Genomic DNA, 24210 nt, shown 5'->3' on the forward strand with positions numbered 1-24210 from the left:
CAACGGCAAGCTCCGCGCCTACATCGAGGGCTGGAACAAACGCGCCCACCCATTCGTGTGGACCAAGACCGCAGACGAGATCCTCAAGAAGGCCAACCGTCCAACAACTTCAAATCCGCGCCACTAGCAACGGGACTTCTTGCTGCGGGCGCAATTCCGGCGTCGGCGGGATCGCCGTACTTCGACCTCGGGGCTGAGGCATTGCCGCTCTACACCGGCGCCCCTCTGTCCTCTGAGACCATCCAGCAGTCGTTCGCCTTCGAGCCCGACCATGGCAGGCTCTTCGTCGCCCAACTGCTTGCGGGCTCCGCCGGGAAGGCCGGCGACCTACGGATCACCGAGATGGATCGGCGCGGGCGGATCCGCGGCTGGATGACGATGCTCGGGTACGGGCATGCGGTCTCCTTCGCGGTGCACCGCGGCCGCCGTGGACTCGACCTGTGGATCGAGGGCCGAGTGAACGACAACGGGTATGGCACCGTGCTCAAACAGGTGCGCTGGCAGCACGGCGCGACGATGGACCAGAACGATCCACGCGCGACTGATCACCGGCCGGTGCCGGGCGCACAGGAATACACGTGCGCAATCGATCACCGCTGGGGCCGGATGGCCATCTGCTACTGGAGCGGGGTCGACAAGCGGGTGGCGATCCTGCCGCTGCGGGAAGTTCTGCTCGGTCGGGTGCCGGACCCGGTCGCCGACTTCGCCCGGCCGGAGGGCCTGGGCACCTTCCAGGGTTACGCGCTCGACGGCGACTCCATGTACACAATCGACGGGAACAGCTATAGCGACACCAACCCTGTGCCCGGGAACACCCACGTGGGACGTATTGACTGGCGCACCGGCGCGCTGGTGGAGCGGGTCCACAACGTCACCGGGGCCGAGTTGGACTTCCGCGAGCCCGAAGGCCTGGCGATCGAATACCGTCAAGGACGGCCCCGCCTCTACCTCGGCTTCGCCTCCGGCGTCGTCGGCGATCGCCGCTCGAACATCTACTACTTGGAGCGGTCCTGACAGACCAGGTCGTTCAGAATGACCAGCGTGGAGCTCGTTCGTCGGCTGGGCCAACGTGTGAGGGAAAACGCATCGCGACAGCGCTGGCGGGCCTGAACGGCTCCGCGACCGACGCCCGTGTCAGCCTGCGCTCAGCGCTGTCTCTCCTCGTACGTGCTGACGAGTGACCTTTCCCGCGTACGCCCTCTGCTCAGGCGATGCTGAGCCAGACGCGACTGGCCGGAACGATCGTTCCGGCCAGTCTCGGCGGCTCACCGGTTGGGCCTGACCCTCCGACCCAGGCTTTCATCGATGCGATCAGTTCCAGGGGTTTCGGGTGGGGAGGATTTCGGTGCCGTCTGGCTTGTAGAAGTGCCATTTTCCGTGGCGTCTGGTCATGGTGATGTTGTGGGTGTGGACCCAGTGGTGGTGGTGGTAGCAGAGCAGGGCTGCGTCGTGGAGGTCGGTGTTGCCGCCGTTGGCCCAGTGGGTGCTGTGGTGTGATTCGCAGCGTTCGGGTGGGACGGTGCAGTCGGGGTGGACGCAGTGGCGGTCGCGGGCGACGTGGGCTCGGCGTTGGGCGGCGGTGAAGAGGCGGTGGGCGCGGCCGTGGTTGAGGATTTCGTTGTCGGGTCCGAAGATGATGCGGTAGATCTCGCCGGCGCAGCCGATGATCCGGTCGAGCAGGTCGCGGGGGACGGGGCCGGTGTTGTCGATGAAGGTCGCCGGTCCCGCGGCCAGCAGGGCGGCCCAGTCCCGTCCGGTGCTGGGCAGGGCGGTGCCGTCGGCACCGGGCACGGTGGTGCCGTTGAGACCGGGCCCAGTGGCGCCGTTGAGACCGGGCGCAGCGGTCGCGTTGGCACCGGGCGCAGCGGTCGCGTTGGCACCGGGCGCAGCGGTCCCGTTGGCACCGGGCAGGGCGGTGCCGTTGACACCGGGCACAGCGGTGCCGTTGACACCGGGCAGGGCGGTGCCGGTGGTGGGTTGGCCCAGCGGTCCGACGGCCGGCGACTGGCAGTCGGGCACACCGGTCCTGTCCGGCGTGCTTGATGGGGCTTGCGCGGAAGCGTCCGGCTCGCCTGCCAGGTCCACAGGCGCCCCTGGGCGCGGCAGGGTGGGTGCTTCGGCAGGTGTGCTCGTGTCGCTCGTCGGCCCGGTGGCATCGGCCGTGTTGGGCCCGGTCGGCGTGGCGGGTGCTGGCGTGGGAGAGCCGGGCTCGTTCGCCGGGGCCGGGGTGGCCGCCTTGCCAGCTGCGGCCGGGCCGCTCGGGCTGCCGTCGCTGCTGTGGGGGCTGGGTTCGGTCGGGTCGGTGGTGTCCAGGCCGGGCAGGGGGTCGGTGATCGGCCGCGGGGGTGCCGTCGGGCTGGCCACATCCGCTCCGCCGGGTACCTCGTCAGCTACTGCTTCCTCGGCGGCTTCCGCAGCTGCTTCCGCGGACTCGGCTGCTTCCTCGGCCTCGGCTGCGTTGGCGGCTTCGGCTGCGTTGGCGGCTTCGGCTGCGTTGGCGGCTTCGGTGGTGTTGATGGCGTCGAGGAATTCGGGGTAGCTGATCAGGACGCCGAGGTGGGGGCGGACGGATCCGGAGGTGCCGACTTTGCCTTGGTCCAACATCATGTGGGCGAGGTCGCTGAGGGCTTGGGCGCGGCGTTGACCGGAGGTGCGGGTCTCACCTGCGGCGGGCTTGCCCATGATCGCTTCGAGGGCGGTGCGGATGTACTGGCCGTGTTCGAGGGTGAGGAACCCGGCCACGTGGTAGCCGTCCATGGTCCGGTCGATGTTCAAGAACTCACGGTCGGCCGCAGCCCGGTGAGCCTTATTGGTGGCGTCGGGGTCGGCGATCGCGACGAAGTGATCGACCAGCCTGCGCAGGTCCTCCGGAGACCGGGTGGCGGCATTACTCAGGAGGAACTCCTCCACCGTCTGCACCCGACCAGCACCCGCGGGGGCGCCGGTGGTGTCGGTGCCACCCACGGCGTCGGAGGACGTGGGGTCGGTCCCGTCGCCGGCGTCGGAGGACGTGGGGTCGGTCCCGTCGCCGGCGTCGCCGGTGCCGGTCGCACCCTCGCCTGCCGGGTCGGTCCCCTCGGCCGTGTCAGGACCGTCGGTGGCGTCAGCGCCGTCGGTGGTGTCGGTGACCGTGGTCGGGTCCGTGTCGCCCGAGCTGGCGTCGCCCGAGCCGTCGTCCCCGGCGAGGTCGGTGGGGGTGGCGGGGTACTGGAGGCCGTCGACCGCGGCTTGGGTGGTGGTGGCCTTGAGCAGGATCTGGGCCTGGTCGAGGCCGATCTGCCCGGTCCGCAACCACGTCCGGGTCGCGGGCAGGCTGTTACGGAGACCGGTGGCCAGGGTGGACATGCGGCGGGCGTTGGCACCGGAGATGCCGTAGGTCTTGGCCACGTAGTGCGGGTAGGTACGAACCCCTTGCTGGTGTCCCAGGTCCCGGCCTCGGCCTCGGCGCCCATCCAGTCCAGCTGGGCACCGGTCAACGCCTGCGTGATCAGGTGGGTCCGTAGTGCTGCGTGGCCCAGGAACCGGGACCCGTACCGGTCGGACTCGGTGATGGGGTCGGCAGTAGCGATGGACTGCGTGATGGCCTCGATCGCGATGAGCTGGTCATCCAACGACCCGGCCATCAACTCCGCCAGGGACAGGTGCATCCGGGAGGCGAGCGCCACACCCGCACCCGACGGGCCACCGCCGGTGCCCGCGCCACCGCCACTGCTGCCAGGGGTACCGGGGCCACCGGTGGTGGTTGTGGTGTCGTCCATGTGTGCTCACCTCCCCATCGAAGTTCCGGGTCCGAAACGCCTGCCGGTTTCGAACGTCTGTTTGACTGCTTGACCTCCACTCTAGGACGCCCCACCGACAGCGCAAGATCCCCGATTTCCGTTGTGGATACAGGGACATCAGCCCGTCGTGACAGCCCAGAATCGGCCTCCGAGACGCCCCGATGCCAGTCCATCCACAGCGCTGAACGCGAGCCTGCGCGGATGTCGTAGCCGTGTCCTTCGGCTACGTCTCGATGGTCGCCTTGATGACAGGATTCGACGATCGATCGGCATGGGCTTGGATGGGTTCGATGGCTGGGATGCTGGACCGACTGGCGGGCCGGGTGCGCGGGAAGTCCCGGGTCAGTGTGAAGATCGACGTATGAGCGACAAGCCCAATGAGTCTGACGACGAACGGAACCCGGGCGACGTCAACGAGCCCAGCGCCGCTGCCGACCCCGACGGCATAGGCGCGCAGGACAGTGACTCGAGCGGACCGGACGCCGCCGGCACGGCGGACAGGGCTGATCGGGTCACGGGTGAGCTGCCGGAAGGTGACGCCAGCGTGGCGGAGGACTCGGACCAGTCAGTGGCCCGTCAAGGGGACCGTGACGCCGCCGCGGAGGTTGAGCGCGACGTCGCCGCCGCAGGACCGACTGGCGACGACGCCGGCACGGCGGCGGATGCTGCTGTCGCCGGGGCTGACGGGATCGACGACGACGCCGGCACGGCGGCGGATGCTGCTGTCGCCGGGGCTGACGCGATCGACGACGAGGCCGGCACGGCAGCTGATGCTGCTGTCGCAGGGACTGACGCGACTGACGACGCAGCCATCGCGACTGCCGGCGCGGGCGCACCGACGAAGGCCGACGGGGCGAGCGACACGGACGGTGCGGCAGCGCCCCCTCGGCACCGCTTCGAGTGGTGGCACCGTCAGCGCCCACGCACGCGCCGCACCATCCGGGCCGTGGTTGCCTTCGTGCTCACCGGATTGCTCTCCCTCCTCGCAGGGGTCATGACGGCCGACTATGAGGGGTCCCTGGGCCCACACCGGGCCGACTACAGCGTGCGCCTCAACGGGGAGGTCACGGTGGACATGGGCCCGCTGGGGGCGCTGATCGTCGACTCGCCGCTGCCGCTGAACCTCGGCGTGGACGTGCTCGTCAAAGAGATCCCGATCGAGCTGAGCACCCCGCAGACCGACCCGGTGGTGGGTCTCACGTCCGACCTCACCAGCTACAGCCAGTTCCTGGCCAACCCGGAGGCCGCGATCTCCGATGCCGCGTACGGTCTCGTTCTGGACGTCGTGTCCCGATGGATCCTGTACTGGAGTGTGCTGTTGGTCGGCGCCGCCCTCGGCCGGCTGGCGGCGCACGGTGTGCTCCGCGACGCTGTCAAGAGCGCATGGGCCCGGCAAGGCGTGCCGGCCGTGAGCGTCGCGTTGGCAGTGGTCCTCGTAGGGCTGCCTCTGGTGGAGGCCACCCAGACCTCGGGTGGGGTGGGGCGAACCTCTCGCATCCTGGCCGACACACCGTTGGCCGAGGCACGGATCACCGGCAGGCTGGCGACCCTCGTGGACCACTACGGCGGGTACGTGGTGGACGCGATCGATGACAACACCGAGTTCTACGCCCGGGCGCAGACGAACCTCGAGGCCGCCTACGCCGCCGAGGCGGACCCGATTGCCCCCGCCGAGGGCGAGACGCCGCAGGAGAGCCCGTCCGGGGAGTCCGGGACCGAGCCGACCGATCTGGCGAGCGACGCGAGCACGGACGGCGGCGATGCCACGGACCAGGGTGGGAGCACCGGTACCGACGGCGCGACCAGCGGCGACGGTTCGGCCGAACCCGGCGATTCGCCGTCGGGCGCCGATGCCGAGTCCACCGACGGCCCGGGCGCCGATGCGGACGCGACCGGCGCCGCCGCGGACGCGACCGACGGCACTGACGACTCAGCCACTGACGACTCAGCCACCGACGACGCCGATGCCACCGAGAGCGAACCCGAACTCGTCACGATGCTGCTCGTCAGCGACCTGCACTGCAACGTCGGGATGGCACCGGTGGTCGGGGCCGCGGTGACTGCCTCGGAGTCCTCGCTGGTGCTGAACGCGGGCGACACGGTGATGGGTGGCACGTCGGTCGAGTCCTACTGTGTGAACGCGTTTGCCCGGGGCGTCCCCGACGGCGTCCCGGTCGTCGTCTCGGACGGTAACCACGACTCGGTCACCACGGCTGACCAGGAGGCGAACGCCGGCTGGACCGTGTTGCACGGCGAGCCGGTCGACGTGCAGGGCATCAGGATCCTCGGCGACACCGATCCCACCCTCACCTCCCTCGGGGCGCCGACCCGCCCGGAGCGGGAGGAGACGATCAACCAGATGGGCAACCGGATCAGCCAGCTCGCGTGCCAACTCCAGGAGGACGACGAGCCTGTGGACATCGTGCTCATCCACAGCCCGTTCGCCGGCCGGCAGTCCGTGGAGGCCGGCTGTGCGACGCTGAGCATCTCCGGGCACCTGCACCGTCAGGTGGGTCCGCGCCAGCTCGGGCTCGGGCTGCAGTACACGTCGGCGAGCACCGCCGGCGCGGGCAGCGGCACGCCCACGATCGGGCCGCTGCAGAACCCGTCCGTGATGACCGTGATCCGCTGGGACCCGGAGGCGGGCCTGCCCGTGGACTACCGGCTCATCACGATCGACCCGGACGCGAGCGTTGACATCTCCGAGTGGTTCGCGTTCCCGGAGACGCCCGAGACGTTCGTGTCCGGGGACGCCGAGGGCGACCCGGCCGATGGGTGAGCGGCCAGCATGTCCCATACTGGAGTCAGGATTCCCGACGTGACGGAGCCAAGACCTTGAGCCTGGATCAACCGACCAGCGCGAGTGCTGACCTGCCGGCCGGCGCAGTTGCGGACGACCCCGACGCGCCCGCCACCACCGACCTCGCCGATGACGAGGAGTTCGACGACGAGTTGGAGCCGATCCCGCCCGCGGGTGCGCGGAGCCTGCCGAGCGAGCACGAGCGCCTCGGCGGCTCCCGTCGCGAGTTCGCGATCCTCACGATCATCGCGGGCTTGGCCGGCCTGTGGGCGTCCATCCGGCTGAACCTGGACTACCTCGCGACCCTCGCCGACCCCAACTTCACGCCCGCCTGCGATATCAACCCGCTGATCGGGTGCGGCGTGTTCCTGGCCAGCGAGCAGTCCAATGCGTTCGGCTTCCCGAACGTGTGGATCGGTCTGGCCACGTTCCCGGTGGTCATCATCACGGGTGTGCTACTGCTGGTCGGGGTGCGCCTCCCGCGCTGGTACTGGCGCGGGTTCTTCGCCGGCACCGTGTTCGCGATCGCCTTCGTGACCTGGTTGCAGGTGCAGGCCCTCACCCAGATCGGGGCGCTGTGCCCGTACTGCCTGGTCGTCTGGGCGGTGATCATCCCGCTGTTCGTGCACACCACGGCGCGCTCGGTGCAGAACGGCGCGTTGCCCGGCGGGCCCGGCCTGCGCTCGTTCCTGGTCGGGAACCGCTGGATCATCACGGCGCTCTGGTACCTGCTCGTCGTCGCGGCCGCGGTGCTCGCGTTCGGCGAGAAGTGGCTGCTGGTGTTCTGAGGTGGTCACCATGAACGAGCCGGCGACGGCGCAGCAACAGTTCTGCGCAGGTCTCACCCTGGCGCCGGGGGTGCGTTGTGAGCATCCGGATGCGGGTGTGGCCGGCGCGCTCGCCCCGTCGGCGGCCGAGGCGAGCGTCGACGGCGGGTCGCTGCGCGTCGACGACGTCGAGCTGCCCACCTCCAACGTCACGCAGGACTACCTCAAGGCGATCTACAACATCGGCGAGTGGGGGCCCGACGGCGCCAGCACCTCCGAGCTCGCCGCCCGCCTCGGTGTGGGCGCACCGACGGTCTCGGAGAACGTGCAGCGGCTCGCCGGCGCAGGGCTCGTCCACTACCGGCCGTACCGCCGCGTCACGCTGACCGTGCAGGGACGCCGGGTGGCCCTGGCGATGGTGCGCCGGCACCGCCTGATGGAGACCTACCTGGCCCTCCAGCTCGGGTACGGCTGGGACGAGGTCCACGACGACGCCGAGCAGCTCGAGCACTCCGTCTCGGACCGGCTGCTCGGCCGGATGGACGACGTGCTCGGTCACCCGGTCCGGGATCCGCACGGGGACCCGATCCCGCAACCGGACGGCACCGTGGCGCTGCCGCGGGCGCACCGCCTGGATGACGTCACGCCCGGGCAGCCGGTGCGGATCGCCAGGATCAGCGACGCCGAACCGGAGCTGCTCCGCGAGATCTCCGACCACGATCTGGACCTCGACACCGAGATCGAGGCCGGCGCGGTGGACCTGAGCACCGAGGCGACCGCCGCCATCTGGGTCACCCGGGCCTGACGCCCGAGGCGACCCGGACCCGGCCGCCGCCCTCGCGACGCGGGCGACCGGCCGCCGTCGGGCCCGTTCGGACTCAGGGCAACCGGCCGCCGTCGGGCCCGTTCGGACCCAGGGCAACCGGCCGCCGTCGGGGCGTCAGCGCGCCGGCAACCGCCGGGAGTCGTCCCGGATCACGCCGACCAGCTCCTCGAGCACGTCCTCCAGCGTGACCACGCCGAGCGGGGTGCCGTCGGTGTCCAGGACCTGGGCCAGGTGCGCCCCGCTGGCCTGCATCGCGGCGAGCACCGACCGCAGCGAGTCGGTGGCCCGCACGTCCGGCAGGGTCCGCACCACGTCGGCCGGCACCGGGCGCTCCCGGAGCACTGGATCGGTCTCGAGGAGGTCCTTGATGTGCACGTAGCCGCTCAGGGTGCCGTCCGCGCGGCGCAGTGGGAACCGGGAGAAGCCCTCCGCGGAGACCGACTCGGCCCCCGCCGGGCTGACCCCCTCGGGCAGCGTCCGCAGCGTTGCCATGGACAGCAGCACCGAACGCACGTCCCGGTCCGAGAACTGCAGTGCGCCCATGAGCAGGCGTTCGTCGTTGAGCTCGATCAGCCCGCCGGAGCGGGACTCCGACACCAGCGACGCCACCTCGTCCCGCGTGAACGTGCTCGCCACCTCGTCGCGGGGCTGCACCCGCATCATCCGCAGGACCAGGTTCGCGAGCGTGTTCAGGACCCACAGCAGCGGGTACAGCACGCGCACGATCACGGTCAGCGGCGGCGCGAGCGCCATCGCCATCCGCTCCGGGCCGGCCAGGGCGATGTTCTTGGGCACCATCTCTCCAAGCACGACGTGCAGATAGGTGACGAGGGAGAGCGCGATCGCGAACGAGATCGGGTGGACCAGAGCATCCGGAACCCCGATCGCGTCGAACGGCACCTCGAGCAGGTGCGCGATCACCGGCTCGCTGATCGACCCCAGCGCGAGCGAGGCGATGGTGATGCCCAACTGTGCGCCGGCCATCATCATGGACACCCGCTCCATCGCCCCCAGCGTGATCCGGGCGCGGCGGCTCCCTTCGAGGGCGAGCGGTTCGATCTTGGTACGCCGAGCCGAGATGAGTGCGAACTCCGCGCCCACGAAGAACGCGTTCAGGGCCAGCAGGGCGAGGGTCAGGGGGATCCCGACGGCGGCGCTCACCGGTGGTCCTCCCGCTCGCTCGCGTGGTCGGTCCGGTGGGCAGTGCTCGCGTGCTCGCCGTCCTCGGGCTCGACCGGCCCGAGCACGGCGATCCGCACGGACTCCACGCGGTGTCCGTCGAGGTCGAGCACGTCCAGCCGGAGCCGCTGCTGGTCCTCACCGGGCACCTGCGCGCTGACCAGCTCGATGCTGTCGCCGACGGCGGCCAGGCGGCCGAGCTCGTCGGCGACCAGCCCACCGAGGGTGTCGTAGGCCTCGTCCTCGGGCAGTTCGACGCCGAGGCGTTCGCTCGCCTCGTCGACCCGCATCAGGCCGGGCAGGTGCCAGCTCCCGTCCGCACCGGCGGCCGGGACGAACTCGTCGGTGTCGTGCTCGTCGCGGACCTCTCCGACGATCTCCTCGACCAGGTCCTCGAGGGTGACCAGCCCAGCCAGCGAGCCGAACTCGTCGATGAGCAGCGCCATCTGCAGGCCGCCGGCGCGCAAGTCGTCGAGCAGTTCGTCCAGCTCCAGGGAGTCGGGCACCAGGGTCGCATCGGTGACCACGGTGGCGACCGGGGTGTGGGCGCGCTGCTCGAACGGCACCGCCAGGGCGCCGCGCACGTGCGCCAGGCCGAGCACGTCGATCTCGGTGTGCCCGTTCTCCTGGATCACCTCGATCACGGGGAACCGGGAGTGCCCGGACTCCTTCGCGGTGGTGATGAGGTCGTCGAGGCTGTCCTGCGGGCGCAGGCTGACCATCTGGGAGAGGGGGGTCATCGCGTCCCGGGCCCGCCGGTCGCCGAAGGCGAGGGAGCGCTCGACGAGCTCGGCGGTGTCCTCGGCGAGGGTGCCGGAGTTCGCGGAGTGGCGCACCAGCGCGGAGAGCTCCTCGGCGGACCGGGCCGAGGCCAGTTCCTCCTGCGGCTCGATGCCGAGGCGGCGCAGGATCGCGTTGGCGGTGCCGTTGAAGAACCGGATCGGCCAGGCGGTCGCCTTCGTGAAGCCGCGCTGGAACCCGGCCACGGCGCGGGCCGTCGCCAACGGGGTCGCGATCGCGAGGTTCTTCGGCACCAGTTCCCCGAAGATCATCGTGATCGCGGTGGCCAGCACGAGCGCGATCGTGAGCGCCACTGAGGAAGCGGCGGACGCGCTCAGCCCGGCGTCCTCGAGGCCGGGGCCGACCAGGTTGGCGATGGCGGGCTCGGCGAGGAAGCCGATGCCCAGGTTCGTGACGGTGATCCCGAGCTGAGCGCCGGACAGTTGTGTGGACAGGGTCCGCAGGGAGGTCAGGACACCCTGGGACTTGCGGTCACCGGCAGCGGCCTCGCGCTCGACGGTCGACCGGGGCACGGTGACCAGGGCGAACTCCGCGGCGACGAACGCGCCGCAGGCCGCCACAAGCACCATGGCCAGCAGGAGCAGTGCGACCTCCGTCATCGGATGGCCGCCTCGCGGTTGAACGGGCCGCGAGGCCCGGGTTGATGGCCCTCCGGATCGTCATCGTCCGGTTGGGGCCAGGGTCTGTGACTCTCCGTATCGGAGGCTGGCGTCTCGGCGCCGGACCCGGTGTCGTCGGTACTGTCATAGTCGCCGGTGGCGCCCATGTTCTCCATCCTGGGTGTGCGTCAGCCCCCGCGGTTCGCGAGGGCCTCGGATCATGCTACCTATGGTTCGGGCCGGAGCTCACGTTCGTCGGCCGCGGTGGCCGCGATCTGGGCGGCAAGGTGACCACCGCCATACCCGTTGTCGATGTTGACCACGCCCACGCCGGGGGCACACGCGTTCAGCATCGACAGCAGCGGGGCCAGGCCCGAGAAGGCCGCGCCGTAGCCGACAGACGTGGGCACCGCGACCACCGGGGCGCTGACCAGGCCGGCGACGACGGCCGGCAGCGCGCCGTCCATGCCGGCCACCACCACGATCGCCGCGGCTGAGCGGAGCAGGTCGAGCCGGGCCAGGACGCGGTGCAACCCGGCCACGCCGACGTCCATCACCAGTTCGGTGCGCCGGCCCAGGTAGCGCGCCGTGAGCTCGGCCTCTCGTGCCACGGGCAGGTCGGACGTGCCGGCTGCGGCCACCACGACCAGGCCGCCGGTGGGCTCGGGCGGCGTCGGCGGCCAGGCCACGAGCCGCGCTTCGCGGTCGTCGACGGCGTCCGGCAACTCGGCGAGGATCGCTTCGGCGTGCTCGGCGCTCGCCCGGGTGAACAGCACGGCCGACGGCGGTGAGAGAGCGGAAGTGGCTGCCACTTCAGCACTCTCGACCGGCCGGGCAGGCCGGTGCCGAGCCGCGTAGGCGGCCGCGATCAGGGCGACCTGCGCGGTGCTCTTGCCCTCGCAGTAGACGGCTTCGGGGTAGCCGCGGCGGGCGCCCCGGTCATGGTCGAGGTCGACGAGCCGGCTCAGCTCGGGTGGGGGAGTCCAGCCCTCAGGCACCGCGGCCCTCGACAAGTGCCATCGTGAACGCGCCGGACTGGATCCCCTTGAGGTCCACGGCGGCGAAAGCGAACCCGGCACCGGTGACGAGCTCCTGGATCTGTTCGCGCAGCCCGGGCTGCGCGGCCCGCGGGATGTCCTCGGCGAGCAGCTCGAGCCGGGCGATCTCGCCGTGGTGGCGCACCCGGGAGTCGGTGAACCCGAGCCGGCGCAGGCCGGCCTCGACGGTCTCGACCTGCCCCAGCTTGGCCGGGGTGACCTCCTGGTGGTGCGGGATCCGCGACGCCAGGCACGGAGCCGCGGGCTTGTCCGCATTCGGCAGGCCGAGGGACCGGGCGATCGCCCGCACCATCGCCTTGTCCACGCCGGCCTCGGCGAGCGGACGCAGCACCCGGTGGTTCGTCGCCGCCTGGGCGCCGGGCCGGTCCGGCCGCTTCGCGTCGTCGGCGTTCTCGCCGTACGCGACGCTCACCAGGCCCTGCTCGGCGACCACCTCGTCCGAGATCCGGTTGAACAACTCGTCCTTGCAGAAGAAGCAACGGTCCACGTCGTTGCGCTGGTAGTCGGGGTTCTCACCCTCGTGGGTGTGCACCTCGACCACGCGCGCACCGATGACGTCCGCCACCTCATGGGCCGCCGTCCGCTCGTCGGCCGCGAGGCTCGGCGAGATGCCGAGGATCGCGACCACGTCGTCGGCCCCGAGGGCCTGCACCGCGAGGGCGAGCAGCACCGTGGAGTCGACGCCGCCGGAGTAGGCGACCCCGAGCGGCCCGGTGCCCGCCATCAGGGCACGGACCCGCTGCGCGCCGGCCTCGATCTGGCCCGGCGTGAGGATGCTCAGCGTGGGCCCGTGCCCCATGGGTCAGGCTTCCTTGGTCTCCGAGCGGTCCGCGGACCACTCGGTGTGGAACGTGCCCTCGACGTCGACGCGCTGGTAGGTGTGCGCACCGAAGAAGTCCCGCAGTCCCTGGATCAGGGACGCGGGCAGGCGCTCCGCCCGGACCGAGTCGTAGTAGGACACGGCACTCGCGAAGCCCGGCACCGGCACCCCGGCCAGCGTCGCGTCGGCGACCACCCGGCGCCAGCCGTTCTGGGCGTTCGCCAGGCCCTCGCTGATGCTCGGCGCGGCGAGCAGCGTGGGCAGGTTCCCGGCGGCGTACTCGGAGCGGATGCGCTCGAGCAGACGGGCCCGGATGATGCAGCCGGCGCGCCAGATCTTGGCGACCTCGGCCACGTCGATGTCCCAGTCGTACTGCAGGCTGCCGGTGCGGATGAGGTCAAGGCCCTGCGCGTACGCGATCACCTTGGACGCCCACAGCGCCTGGCGCACGTCCTCGATCAGGGCGGCGACGTCGTCGGGCGTGAACTTCTGGTCCGGGCCGGACAGGTGCGCCTGCCCGGCGGCGCGCAGGTCCGCGTGCCCGGAGACGGACCTCGCGAACACGGACTCGGCGATCGTGTTCACCGGCACCCCGAGCTCGAGGGCGTTCTGCACGGTCCAGCGGCCGGTGCCCTTCTGCCCGGCGGCGTCCTTGATGACGTCGACGAGCGCCTTGCCGGTGCTCGCATCCACCTGGTCGAGCACCTCGGAAGTGATCTCGATCAGGAACGAGTCGAGGTCACCAGTGTTCCACTCGCGGAACGCGTCCGAGATCGCCTTCGTGTCCAGGCCGGCCGCGCGGAGCACGTCGTAGGCCTCGGCGATGAACTGCATGTCGGCGTACTCGATGCCGTTGTGCACCATCTTGACGAAGTGACCGGCGCCGTCCGGGCCGATGTAGGCGCAGCAGGGCTCGCCGTCGTACTTGGCGGAGATGTCCTCCAGGAGCGGCCCGATCTGGGCGTAGCCCTCCTTGGAGCCACCCGGCATGATCGAGGGGCCGTTCAGGGCGCCCTCCTCGCCGCCGGAGATGCCGACGCCGAAGAAGTGCAGGCCGCGTGCGCGCAGCTTCTCCTCGCGGACCCGGGTGTCCTCGTAGTTGGCGTTGCCGCCGTCGACGACGATGTCGCCCTCCTCGAGGTGGGGCAGCAGCGAGTCGATGGAGGCGTCGGTGCCGGCGCCGGCCTGGACCATCAGGATGATCCGGCGCGGGCGCTCCAGGCTGGCCACGAACTCCTCGACGGAGGTGGCGGGGACGAAGTTGCCGTCGCTGCCATGGGCCGCGATCAGGTCGTCGGTGCGCGCCTGGGTTCGGTTGTACAGGGCCACGGTGTGTCCGTGGTTGGCGAAGTTGCGCGCCAGGTTGCGGCCCATGACCGCCAGTCCGACGACGCCGACCTGTGCGGTGGCGGTGGGGGACGAGCTCATCTTGGTGTCCTTCCGGATGGATGTGGTTGAGGTTCGGACCGGCCCGGCGCGGCGGGCTCGGCAGTTGGTCTAGATCGTGCCACGACGCCGGAACCTGGGCGCGGCCGTCTCAGGTTCGCAGGGCTGCTCTCTGTCGGGCCGGGCCGACAGCGGGGCCGGCGGCTGGGCGGTCGGCGTCACGTCGGGCGCGGGGTGGCGGTCGGCGTCAGCGCGCGCCCACGGGCAGCGCGACGGACTCGGCGGGCGCGCCGAGGTTCGGGGACTGCGCGTAGATGCTCTTCAGGATCGCCAGGGACTTCGCGGCTTCGGCCGGCGAGATCCAGAACGGCTCCGGGTCGTCGAGCTTGTCGTAGAAGTCGCCGATGAGCAGCTCGTGGGAGATGCCCCAGTAGGCACGACCGCTCGAGGTGGCGACGCGTTCGGCGACATGCTCGGTGCGACCGTCGGTGTACTGCACCCGCAGGTCGCCGCGCATCGTCAGGGTCGCACGCTCGGTGAGTACCTCGACGAACACGGGGGCGTTTACCGAGTGCGCGTTCGTGGCGAACATGACGGACCGGGCGCCACCGGAGTGGTCCAGGATCAGCTCTGCGGTGTCCTCGACCTCGATCGCGTCACCGAGCACATGGGTGGCGGCGTGGCCGCGCACCTGCTCGACGTCGCCGAGCAGCCACTGGAGCAGGTCCACGGTGTGGATGGCCTGGTTGATCAGCAGGCCGCCGCCGCTGCGCGCCCAGGTGGCCCGCCACGGCTTGGCCTCGTAGTAGGCGGCATTGCGGTGCCAGTAGACACCCGCGGAGGCACCCTGCACGGCGCCGAGCTCACCGGAGTTGAGCAGTTCCTTCATGCGGGCGTTCGGGGCGTTGTACCGGTTCTGGAGGCAGACGGCCACCTTGACCGGGGCGCCCTCGGCTGCGGCGACGAGCCGCTCGCCCTCGGCGATCGTGTGTGCCAGCGGCTTCTCGGTGATCACGTGCACGCCCGCCTCGATCGCGTCGAGGGCCACGCTCACATGCTGGTCGTGCGGGGTGCACACGTGCACCACGTCAGGGCGGACCTCGGCCAGCAGCTGCCGGTGGTCGGTGTAGGCCGGCACGCCGAGGCGGGCGCCGGTGGCCCGGGCCAGCTCGGGATCGGTGTCCGCGACGGCGACGAGGTCGGCACCGAGGGAGGAGATGGCTTCGAGATGGACGATCGAGATGTCACCACAGCCGATGACTGCCGCCGTTGGCACAGGGGTTCTCCTGACGAGTATTGGTATGCCGGGCTCAGGCGAAGGGGATCTCTTCGGCCTTGAGCATGTCCGTGAAAGCCTGCCATGCCTCGGTGAAGAGTTCGGGACCCGAGAAGCCGCCGAGGCTGTGCGTCACGCTCAGGTGCGGCTCGAGGGAGAAGAACCCGTCGAAGCCGTCGCTCCGCAGCGCGCGGACGGTGTCGAGGAGCTCACCGTCGCCATGACCGGCCGGCACCACCTGCCCGTCGGCGAGGTGGGCGTCCTTGATCTGGATGTAGGCCAGGTGCGGGCGCAGCATCGCGTAACCCTCGCTGAACGGGCGCACGCCCACCTGCACGAAGTTCGCGGAGTCCCAGGCGAGGCGAAGGTTCGGCGAGTCCACGGACTCCACGATGTCGAGGCAGCGCTCCGGGGTGTCCCCGTAGATCTCCTTCTCGTTCTCGTGCAGCAGCACCACGTCGGCCGCGGCAGCCACCTCGGCCAGGGCGCGCATCCGGGTGATGACCTCGTCGCGCACGGCCGCTGGGTCGGTGTCCGGGCGCAGGAAGAACGAGAAGATCCGGATGTACGGCGCGCCGAAGTGCTTGGCGACGTCGGCCGCGTGGCGCATCCGGTCCAGGTGCGGCCCGAAGTCCTCGTCGATGAAGATCTTTCCGATCGGGGAGCCGATGCTGGAGACCTTGAGGCCGTGTGCGTCGAGGATCCGCTTCGCCTCGGCGAGCTGCTCGGCGTCCAGATCGAGGACGTTGGTGTTCCACGCGCTGCGGAACTCGATGTGCGTCAGGCCCAGGCCGTTCGCGGTCGAGGCCTGCAGTTCGAGGTCGGGTGAGATCTCATCGGAGAATCCGGACAGGGTCCACATGGTCATCGCTCCTGGTCGAGGTGGCGGTACGGGCGGGGGACGTCGACGTCGGGGCGCGTCTGCATCCGATTGCTCAATTCAGCCAGCGGGACAGCGGGACGGCAAGCGGTTGCCACTTGTTGCAGTTCCTCTTAGACTCGCCGCGTGGCAGCGCCGCCGGGAGGCAGATCCACAACGATCTATGACGTCGCGAAAGCCGCAGGGGTCGCGCCGTCCACCGTCTCACGTGCCTTCTCACGACCCGGCCGGGTGAACGCCGAGACCGCCGAGCGGATCCGCGCGGTCGCGGTCGAACTCGGGTACCGGGCGAACCCGCAGGCCCGCGCGTTGTCCACCACCCGCACGTCGATGATCGCCGTGATCCTCGCGGACGTGACCAACCCGGTGTTCTTCGAGGTGGTGCGCGGCGCCGAGCTCGCCGCCTACGAGGCCGGGTACACGATGCTGCTCGCCGAGACGCAGGAGTCCGCCGAGCGGGAACGGGCCGTGCTGGAGCGGGCTCTGTCCACGGTGGACGGGATCGTGCTGACGAGTTCGCGGATGTCGGACTCGGCGATCCGCCAGATCGCGAAGGTCAAGCCGGTGATCGTGCTGAACCGGGTGGTCACCGGGGTGCCCAGCGTGGTCACAGACAACCTGCGCGGGATGCGCCGTGCGGCCGAGCACCTCGGCGAGCTCGGCCACGAACAGATCTGCTACCTGGCCGGCCCGGAGGCCTCCTGGGCGGACGGGATGCGGTGGCGCAGCCTGCGTGAGGCCGCGATGGAGCTTGAGCTGCGGGTCCGGCGCGTCGGCCCGTTCGCGCCGACCGTCAACGGCGGCGTCGCGGCCGCGGCGGAGTGGGGCCGCCAGCGCACCACCGCGGTCGTCGCCTACAACGACCAGATGGCCATCGGCTTCATGCGTGGCGTGCGGGCCATGGGCGGTCAGGTGCCGCGGGACGTGAGTGTGGTCGGCTTCGACAACTCCAACATGGCCGAGCTCGTCACCCCCGCGCTGACCACGGTCGCCGCGCCGTTGCACTCGCTCGGCGTGACCGCGGCCCGCAATGTGCTGGCGATCTCGCGCGGTGCCCAGACCCGAGCAACGGAGGCCGTGGTGCTGCCCACCAAGCTCGTCGTGCGGGAGTCCACGAGCGCCCCTGAGTGAGCCCCTGCGGCAACACGTGGCAACGGGTTGCCAGTGCGGCCGGTCCGTCCGCGAGGATGGGGGCCATGTCAGCCACCGCCGCCCTTGACGTCCACCCCGACCGACTGCTCCCCGCGGACCCCTCGCTGCGGTCCGTCGCGCGCCGGCTCTACGAGTCGGTGAAGGACCTGTCGATCATCTCCCCGCACGGTCACGTGCCGCCGCAGTGGATCGCCGAGGACATCCCGTTCCGGGACCCGACCTCGTTGCTGATCACGCCCGACCACTACGTGAACCGGATGCTGCACGCGAACGGGGCGTCGCTGGCCGATCTAGGGGTCGGCCGTGGGCCGCTCTCGGACGCGGACGCCCGCGCCGCGTTCCGGATCCTCTGCACGAACTGGTCCGCCTTCCGCGGCACTCCGGTGCGGTACTGGTTCGAGGATGAGCTCGGTCCGATCTTCGGCGTCACCGAGCGCCCGAGCGCGGCGACCGCGGACGCGATCTACGACCAGATCGCCGCGAAGATCGCGACCCCCGAGTTCCGCCCGCGGGCCCTGATGGACACGTTCGACATCGCGGTCATGGCCACCACGGACGACCCGTGCGACGACCTGTCCGCGCACGAGCAGCTGGCCCAGGACTCGTCGTTCACCCGACGGGTGGTGCCGACGTTCCGCCCGGACAAGTACCTGGACGCCGCGCTGGCCACCTGGAACACGGATGTGGACCGCCTCGGCGAGGTCTCCGGGATCGACACCGGCGACTACGTCGGCTACATCGCCGCACTCGAGGACCGCCGTCGGTACTTCATCGCCCACGGTGCGGTCTCGGCCGACCATGGCGTCATCGACGCCCGCACCGACATCCTCAGCACCGAGGAGGCGACGCGGATCTTCGCCGCCGCTCGCTCCGGCTCGGTCACCGACGACGAGGCCACGGCGCTGCGCCGGCACATGATCTCGGAGATGGCCCGGATGTCCTGTGAGGACGGCCTGGTCATGACGATCCACCCGGGGGTCCGGCGCAACCACCACACGCCCACGTTCGAGACGTACGGCGCCGACGTCGGCTGCGACATCCCGATCGCGGTCGAGTACACCGACGCGCTGCGGCCGCTGCTGAACGCCTACGGCACCCACCCGAACCTGCACCTGGTGCTGTTCACCATCGACGAGACCGTCTACTCGCGCGAGATCGCGCCGCTGGCCGGGTTCTACCCGTCCGTGTACGTGGGCGTGCCGTGGTGGTTCATCGACGCCCCGGAGGCGATCCAGCGGTTCCGCGCGGCCGTGACCGAGACCGCCGGGTTCGCCCGCACGTCCGGCTTCATCGACGACACCCGCGCGTTCTGCTCCATCCCGGCCCGCCACGACATGAGCCGCCGCCTCGACGCCGGGTACATCGCGAAGTTGGTCGTCGAGCACCGGCTGCCCGAGGATGAGGCGTTCGAGGCCATCACCGACCTGGTGGCGAACAACCCGCGAAAGGTGTTCAAGCTGTGACTGCGACCCCTCGGCTGTCCCGATCCCTGCCCGATACGCCGGCCGCCGCGCCGGTGCGCATCGTGCACCTGGGAGTGGGCAACTTCCACCGCGCGCACCAGGCCTGGTACACCCACCACGCCCCGGACGCCTCCGAGTGGGGGATCGCGGCCTTCACCGGTCGCCGCCCCGATCAGGCGGAGGCGCTCAGCCCGCAGGACGGCCTGTACACGCTCGTCGTGCGTGGCCCCGAGGGCGACTCCTACGAACTGATCGGGTCGCTGTCCGCCGTGCACGCCGCGTCCGAGCAGGACGCCTACCTCGGCTACCTGGCCGACCCTGCGCTGGCCATCGTCACGATGACGGTCACCGAGCACGGCTACGTGCGCGGCGAGGGCGACCACCTCGACGCCCGGCGCCCCGAGGTGCTCACCGACGTCTCGGCGCTGCGCGAGGACCCGCGCTCGCCCGTGGCCACGATGCCGGCCAAGCTGGTCGCCGGGCTGCTCGCCCGCCGGGCCGCCGGCGCCGGTCCGCTGACCATCCTGTCCTGCGACAACCTGCCCGAGAACGGTTCGGTCACCCGCACCCTGGTCACCGAGCTCGCCGCGCTGGTCGACGAGTCACTGGTGGACTGGACCGAGGCGAACGTCGACTTCGCCACGTCCATGGTGGACCGGATCACCCCGGCCACCACCGCCGACGACCGCGCGCATGTGGCTGCCGAGCGTGGCTATGACGACGCGTCCCCGGTCCCGACCGAGCCCTTCAGCGAGTGGGTCATCTCGGGAGCGTTCCCGGCCGGCCGGCCCCGCTGGGAGGACGCCGGCGCGAAGGTCGTCGACGACGTCGCCCCGCACGAGCGGCGCAAGCTCTGGCTGCTCAACGGCTCGCACTCCCAGCTCGCCTACGTGGGCAGCGTGCGCGGACACACCACCATCGACCAGGCCATCGCGGACCCCAGGTGCCTGGCCTGGGTCGAGCAGTTCTGGGACGAGGCGCAGGCCAACCTCGGTCTGCCGGACGAGGACGTGAGCGCCTACCGCGCCGCCCTGCTGGACCGGTACCGCAACGAGCGGGTACGGCACCTGCTCGCCCAGATCGCCAGCGACGGCTCTCAGAAGCTGCCCGTGCGCACCCTGCCCACCCTGAACGCCGAGCGGGCCGCCGGGCGGGTCCCGGTCGGTGCGGCCACCACCCTCGCCGGGTGGGTGCTGCACCTGCGCGGCGTCGGTGCCCCGGTCAAGGACCCCGGCGCCGGCCCGGCACAGGAGGCCGCGAACGCCGGCGACCTGGCCGACGTCGTGCCCGCGGTGCTGAACACCCTCCAGGCGGACCTGGGATCGGACGCGGACCTGGTCGCGGCCGTCGTCGCCCAGGCTGCGGCGATCCAGGAGTAGACACGATGGTGGGCGCTCTCCCGGTGCTGATCGGCCTCGACGTCGGTACCACGGCCGCGAAGGTGGCCGCCTTCGAGGTGGCCGACGCGGCCGGGGAGGGCCGCTCCACCACCGCCGTCGGGGCCTCGGTCGCGGAGGCGCAGCGCGAATACCCGCTCGAGCAGCCCCACCCGGGCTGGCAGGTGCAGGACCCGGCCGCGATCCTCACCGGGATCGACGCGGCGCTCGCCGACGTCGTCGCCCAGCTGGGCGAGCGCCGGATCCTCGGCCTGTCGGTGTCCACCGCGATGCACGGACTCATCGGCCTCGGCGCCGACGGAGTGCCGCTCACCCCGCTGATCACGTGGGCGGACGCGCGCTCGGCCGCGCAGGCCCGCGAACTGCGTGCGGCCGGCCGCGGCGCGGAACTGCTCCGGCTGACCGGCACACCGGTCCACCCGATGAGCCCGCTGGTCAAGCTCATCTGGTTCGGCCGGCACGAGCCGGATCTGGCCGCGCGGGTGCGCCGGTGGATCGGCCTGAAGGACCTGGTCCTCGCCCACCTGACCGGACGCCTGGTCACCGAGCTGTCCAGCGCCTCGGCCACCGGGCTGCTCGACGTCCACACCCGCACCTGGTCCCCGCAGGCCCTCGACCTGGCCGGGATCAGCACCGACCAGCTCCCCGAGGTGCTGCCCACCACCGCCACCCTGCCCCTGACCGCCGACGTCGCGGACGCGACGGGCCTGACCGCCGGGCTGCCCGTGGCCGTCGGCGCGGCGGACGGCCCGCTCGGCAACCTGGGCACCGGCGCGATCACGCCCGGGATCGCCGGCCTGTCGCTGGGCACCAGCGGCGCGGTGCGGATGGCCGTGACCGGTCCGGTCACCGACGACGCCGGCCGGCTGTTCTGCTACGCCCTCACCGAGGAGCTGTGGGTCCTCGGCGGCGCCGTCAGCAACGGCGGCATCACACTGCGCTGGGCGGGGGAGACGTTCACGCCGGACCTGCTCACGCACGGCCACGCCGACACCGAGCTCCTCGCCCTCGCGACCCAGGTCCCGCCCGGTGCGGACGGACTCGTGATGCTCCCATACGTGCTCTCCGAGCGGGCGCCGCTGTGGGACCCGGACCTGACCGGCGCGTTCCTCGGGGTGCGCCACCACCACGGCCGGGCCCACTTCCTGCGGGCCGCGGTCGAGGGCGTCTGCCTGCAGGTCGCCACCATCGTGGACCTGCTGGACGCAGTGGCTCCCGTGCAGGCGGTACGTGCCACCGGGGGACCGTTCCGGGCCCAGCTGTGGCGCGAGGTCATGGCCGCCACGATCGGTCGCCCGTTCGCGATCGCCTCGGACGCCGGCGGCACCGCCCTCGGCGCCGCAGCACTCGGCTGGTACGCCCTCGACGGCGCCGCCGACCTGGCCACCGCGCTGCGGGCGGTCGGTGGTCCCGGGCCGGACGACGGCGGCACGCAGGTCCCCGTGTCCGCCGAGGTGGTCGCGGGCTACGACGCGCGCCGCGAGCGCCTGCCGGCGCTGATCCGATCGCTGGCCGAGGTGGCCGACGTCTTCGAGGCCGCCCGCCACTGACCGACCGACCGGCGGGCCGACCGACCGACCGACGGGCCGACCGCCCGACGTCGCGCTCGAACGCGAGGTCGTTGTCCTCTCTCGGCGGGTCGGAGCCAACAACCTCGCGTTCGAGCGGCGAGCCGACCGACGGAGCCGGCCCTGCGCCGTCGACGGCAGTTCGTGACGCACGCCACGACCGGGGCGAGCGATCCGCCGGGAATACCTGACGCCGTCGGGCGTTGACACCCTTAGGATCATGCAAACGCATGAAGATTTGAGGAGGAGTTCAGATGCAGTTCGGGATCTTCACCGTCGGGGACGTCACCACGGATCCGACCACGGGCCGCACGCCCACCGAGGGCGAGCGGATCAAGGCGATCCTGACGATCGCCAAGCACGCCGAGGATGTCGGCCTGGACGTGTTCGCGACGGGTGAGCACCACAACCCGCCGTTCATCCCCTCCTCCCCGACCACGATGCTCGGCTACATCGCCGCGCAGACGTCGAAGATCATCCTGTCCACCTCGACGACGCTGATCACCACGAGCGACCCGGTGAAGATCGCCGAGGACTTCGCGATGCTGCAGCACGTCTCCGACGGTCGCACCGACGTGATGCTCGGCCGCGGCAACACCGGCCCGGTGTACCCCTGGTTCGGCAAGGACATCCGCCAGGCGATCCCGCTGACCGTGGAGAACTACCAGCTCCTGCGCCAGCTGTGGGACTCCGAGGTCGTGGACTGGGAGGGCCGGTTCCGCACCCCGCTGCAGGGCTTCACGTCCACCCCGCGTCCGCTCGACGGCGTAGCGCCGTTCGTGTGGCACGGCTCGATCCGCTCCCCGCAGGTGGCCGAGCTCGCCGCGTTCTACGGCGACGGCTTCTTCGCGAACAACATCTTCTGGCCCAAGGAGCACTTCAAGCAGCTGATCGGCCTGTACCGCCAGCGCTTCGAGCACTACGGGCACGGCACCGCCGACCAGGCGATCGTCGGCCTCGGCGGGCAGGTGTTCATGCGCAAGAACTCCCAGGACGCGGTCCGTGAGTTCCGGCCGTACTTCGACAACGCGCCCGTCTACGGCGGTGGCCCCTCGCTCGAGGAGTTCACCGACGCGACCCCGCTGACCGTCGGCAGCCCGCAGGAGGTCATCGACTCCACCCTTGCCTTCCGGGACTCCTTCGGCGACTACCAGCGCCAGCTGTTCCTGATGGACCACGCCGGTCTACCGCTGAAGACCGTGCTCGAGCAGCTCGACCTGCTCGGCGGCGAGGTGGTGCCGGTGCTGCGTGCCGAGTTCGCGAAGAACCGGCCGGCGCACGTACCGGACGGTCCCACGCACGCCGCGCTCGTCGCCGCCAAGGGCGCCGAGGTCGACCTCACCCCGCGCGAGGTCGTCAAGGACACCGTCACCGGACGCACCGCATCATGACCACCAGGACGGCCGCGCTGGCCTGGGAGGCGCTGTTCCGGACGCAGGTCACGCTGATGCGGCGCTTCGAGGCCGCCCGTGACTTCGAACCGCTCAGCTCGCGTGAGTACGACGTGCTGTTCAACCTCTCCCGGATGCCCGACGGCGCGGCTCGGCTTCGCGACCTGAACGCCCAGTTGCTCATCTCGCAGCCGAGTCTGTCCCGCATGGTCGATCGCCTCGCCGGCGCCGGGCTGGTCGCCCGGCGCGAGGCCGACGACGACGGCCGCGGCGTGGTCGTCGCGCTCACGCCGGCCGGCGCCGAGCTGCAGAAGCAGATCGGTCGGCGGCACGTGCGGCACATCGGCGCACTCGTCGACAACGGTCTGGACGAGGCCGACCAGGCCGCCCTGGCCCGGATCTGCGAGAAGCTGCAGGCCGCCGTCACCGACGCTCCCACCCCCACGAACCGGATCCGCACCAGAACGGAGACCCCGAGCTCATGACCGAGCCCCTGAAGATCGTCGCCCTCAGCGGCGGCGTCGGCTTTCCCTCGACCACCCGCACCCTCACCGACGACCTGCTCTCCGCCGTCGCCGAGTCCGCGACCGCAGCCGGCGCGGAGGTGAGCCTGCGCACCGTCGAGGCGCGCGAGCATGCTGCGGACGTCGCGAACGCGACCGTGCTCGGGCTTCCGAGCCCCGCGCTCGACGCGGCCCTGCACGCGGTCGAGGGCGCGGACCTGCTGATCGCGGCGAGCCCGGTGTTCCGTGGCTCCTACGCGGGCATCTTCAAGGCCTTCATGGACCTCGTGGACCCGGTGGCGATGCGCGGCAAGACCGTGCTCCTTGGCGCCACCGGCGGCTCGTCACGGCACCAGCTCGCCATCGACCAGGCGATGCGGCCGCTGTTCGCCTACTTCGGCGCACTGATCGCACCGACGGCGGTCTACGCCTCCGCGGACGACTTCGGCGTCGCGGGGCGGGCCACGCCGATCCTGGCCGAACGGCTCAGCCGGGCCGGGGACGAGGCGCTCCGGCTCACCGTCGCCACCGCACGGGCCCGCGCGGGGGCCTGACCCCGACTGGT

At 71.2% G+C, this 24210-nt stretch carries 18 protein-coding genes and 1 pseudogene; 11 read left to right on the top strand and 8 right to left on the bottom strand.

What is annotated here, in order from left to right; translation table 11 throughout:
• A pseudogene (locus KCQ71_RS03330) lies at window positions 1-127 on the top strand (IS630 family transposase); the annotation flags it as partial.
• A gap of 1184 nt (window positions 128-1311) precedes the next feature.
• Here KCQ71_RS03330 and KCQ71_RS03335 read toward each other — a convergent pair.
• On the bottom strand, window positions 1312-3387 hold the full coding sequence (locus KCQ71_RS03335; RefSeq protein ID WP_372453912.1) for an HNH endonuclease signature motif containing protein: 2076 nt from the start codon (window positions 3385-3387) through the stop codon (window positions 1312-1314).
• Window positions 3388-4140: 753 nt separating this feature from the next.
• Between KCQ71_RS03335 and KCQ71_RS03340 the strand changes: the two genes are divergently transcribed.
• The 3 genes from KCQ71_RS03340 to KCQ71_RS03350 are packed head-to-tail and all read left to right on the top strand — an operon-like array spanning window position 4141 to window position 8151.
• Complete coding sequence (locus tag KCQ71_RS03340) at window positions 4141-6558, top strand: metallophosphoesterase family protein (protein ID WP_223402832.1); 2418 nt, start codon at window positions 4141-4143, stop codon at window positions 6556-6558.
• A 56-nt stretch (window positions 6559-6614) separates the two neighbouring features.
• The gene (locus KCQ71_RS03345; RefSeq protein ID WP_223402833.1) at window positions 6615-7367 is read left to right on the top strand and encodes a vitamin K epoxide reductase family protein; all 753 of its coding nucleotides are present in this window, start codon (window positions 6615-6617) and stop codon (window positions 7365-7367) included.
• 10 nt (window positions 7368-7377) lie between these two features.
• The gene (locus KCQ71_RS03350) at window positions 7378-8151 is read left to right on the top strand and encodes a metal-dependent transcriptional regulator (protein WP_223402835.1); all 774 of its coding nucleotides are present in this window, start codon (window positions 7378-7380) and stop codon (window positions 8149-8151) included.
• A gap of 135 nt (window positions 8152-8286) precedes the next feature.
• Here the strand turns inward: KCQ71_RS03350 and KCQ71_RS03355 are convergent, their stop codons facing one another.
• The 7 genes from KCQ71_RS03355 to KCQ71_RS03385 all read right to left on the bottom strand — a co-directional run bounded on the left by KCQ71_RS03355 (window position 8287) and on the right by KCQ71_RS03385 (window position 16153).
• A complete protein-coding gene (locus KCQ71_RS03355; RefSeq protein ID WP_223402836.1) occupies window positions 8287-9333 on the bottom strand; it encodes a hemolysin family protein in 1047 nt (348 codons plus the stop codon).
• Complete coding sequence (locus tag KCQ71_RS03360; RefSeq protein WP_223402838.1) at window positions 9330-10751, bottom strand: hemolysin family protein; 1422 nt, start codon at window positions 10749-10751, stop codon at window positions 9330-9332. Before KCQ71_RS03360 ends, KCQ71_RS03355 begins: the two co-directional genes overlap by 4 nt.
• 227 nt (window positions 10752-10978) lie before the next feature.
• On the bottom strand, window positions 10979-11749 hold the full coding sequence (gene larB, locus KCQ71_RS03365; protein ID WP_223402840.1) for a nickel pincer cofactor biosynthesis protein LarB: 771 nt from the start codon (window positions 11747-11749) through the stop codon (window positions 10979-10981).
• On the bottom strand, window positions 11742-12608 hold the full coding sequence (gene larE / locus KCQ71_RS03370; protein ID WP_223402842.1) for an ATP-dependent sacrificial sulfur transferase LarE: 867 nt from the start codon (window positions 12606-12608) through the stop codon (window positions 11742-11744). The genes larB and larE overlap by 8 nt, the downstream gene beginning before the upstream one ends.
• A gap of 3 nt (window positions 12609-12611) precedes the next feature.
• Complete coding sequence (gene gnd / locus KCQ71_RS03375) at window positions 12612-14057, bottom strand: NADP-dependent phosphogluconate dehydrogenase (RefSeq protein WP_223402844.1); 1446 nt, start codon at window positions 14055-14057, stop codon at window positions 12612-12614.
• Window positions 14058-14262: 205 nt separating this feature from the next.
• The gene (locus KCQ71_RS03380) at window positions 14263-15291 is read right to left on the bottom strand and encodes a Gfo/Idh/MocA family protein (protein WP_223402846.1); all 1029 of its coding nucleotides are present in this window, start codon (window positions 15289-15291) and stop codon (window positions 14263-14265) included.
• A 34-nt stretch (window positions 15292-15325) separates the two neighbouring features.
• Window positions 15326-16153 carry a sugar phosphate isomerase/epimerase family protein gene (locus KCQ71_RS03385; protein ID WP_372453923.1) on the bottom strand — a complete coding sequence of 276 codons (828 nt, stop codon included), beginning with the start codon at window positions 16151-16153 and terminating at the stop codon, window positions 15326-15328.
• 144 nt (window positions 16154-16297) lie between these two features.
• On the opposite strand from KCQ71_RS03385, the gene KCQ71_RS03390 reads away from it, so the two are divergent.
• The 7 genes from KCQ71_RS03390 to KCQ71_RS03420 all read left to right on the top strand — a co-directional run bounded on the left by KCQ71_RS03390 (window position 16298) and on the right by KCQ71_RS03420 (window position 24199).
• Window positions 16298-17302 carry a LacI family DNA-binding transcriptional regulator gene (locus KCQ71_RS03390; protein WP_223402851.1) on the top strand — a complete coding sequence of 335 codons (1005 nt, stop codon included), beginning with the start codon at window positions 16298-16300 and terminating at the stop codon, window positions 17300-17302.
• A gap of 65 nt (window positions 17303-17367) precedes the next feature.
• Complete coding sequence (gene uxaC / locus KCQ71_RS03395; RefSeq protein WP_223402853.1) at window positions 17368-18786, top strand: glucuronate isomerase; 1419 nt, start codon at window positions 17368-17370, stop codon at window positions 18784-18786.
• Entirely contained in the window at window positions 18783-20165 is a 1383-nt protein-coding gene (locus tag KCQ71_RS03400) for a mannitol dehydrogenase family protein (RefSeq protein ID WP_223402855.1), read from the top strand. The genes uxaC and KCQ71_RS03400 overlap by 4 nt, the downstream gene beginning before the upstream one ends.
• 5 nt (window positions 20166-20170) lie before the next feature.
• Window positions 20171-21733: a gluconokinase gene (locus tag KCQ71_RS03405; RefSeq protein ID WP_223402857.1), complete on the top strand. Its 1563-nt coding sequence runs from the start codon at window positions 20171-20173 to the stop codon at window positions 21731-21733.
• A gap of 272 nt (window positions 21734-22005) precedes the next feature.
• On the top strand, window positions 22006-23142 hold the full coding sequence (locus KCQ71_RS03410) for an LLM class flavin-dependent oxidoreductase (protein WP_223402859.1): 1137 nt from the start codon (window positions 22006-22008) through the stop codon (window positions 23140-23142).
• Entirely contained in the window at window positions 23139-23627 is a 489-nt protein-coding gene (locus KCQ71_RS03415) for a MarR family winged helix-turn-helix transcriptional regulator (protein ID WP_223402861.1), read from the top strand. Before KCQ71_RS03410 ends, KCQ71_RS03415 begins: the two co-directional genes overlap by 4 nt.
• Window positions 23624-24199 (top strand): CE1759 family FMN reductase, encoded by a 576-nt coding sequence (locus KCQ71_RS03420; protein WP_223402863.1) that lies wholly within the window; start codon window positions 23624-23626, stop codon window positions 24197-24199. Before KCQ71_RS03415 ends, KCQ71_RS03420 begins: the two co-directional genes overlap by 4 nt.
• The last annotated feature ends 11 nt before the right edge of the window (window positions 24200-24210 follow it).

Source organism: Occultella gossypii (assembly GCF_019947135.1).
Taxonomy (GTDB): Bacteria; Actinomycetota; Actinomycetes; order Actinomycetales; family Beutenbergiaceae; genus Occultella; species Occultella gossypii.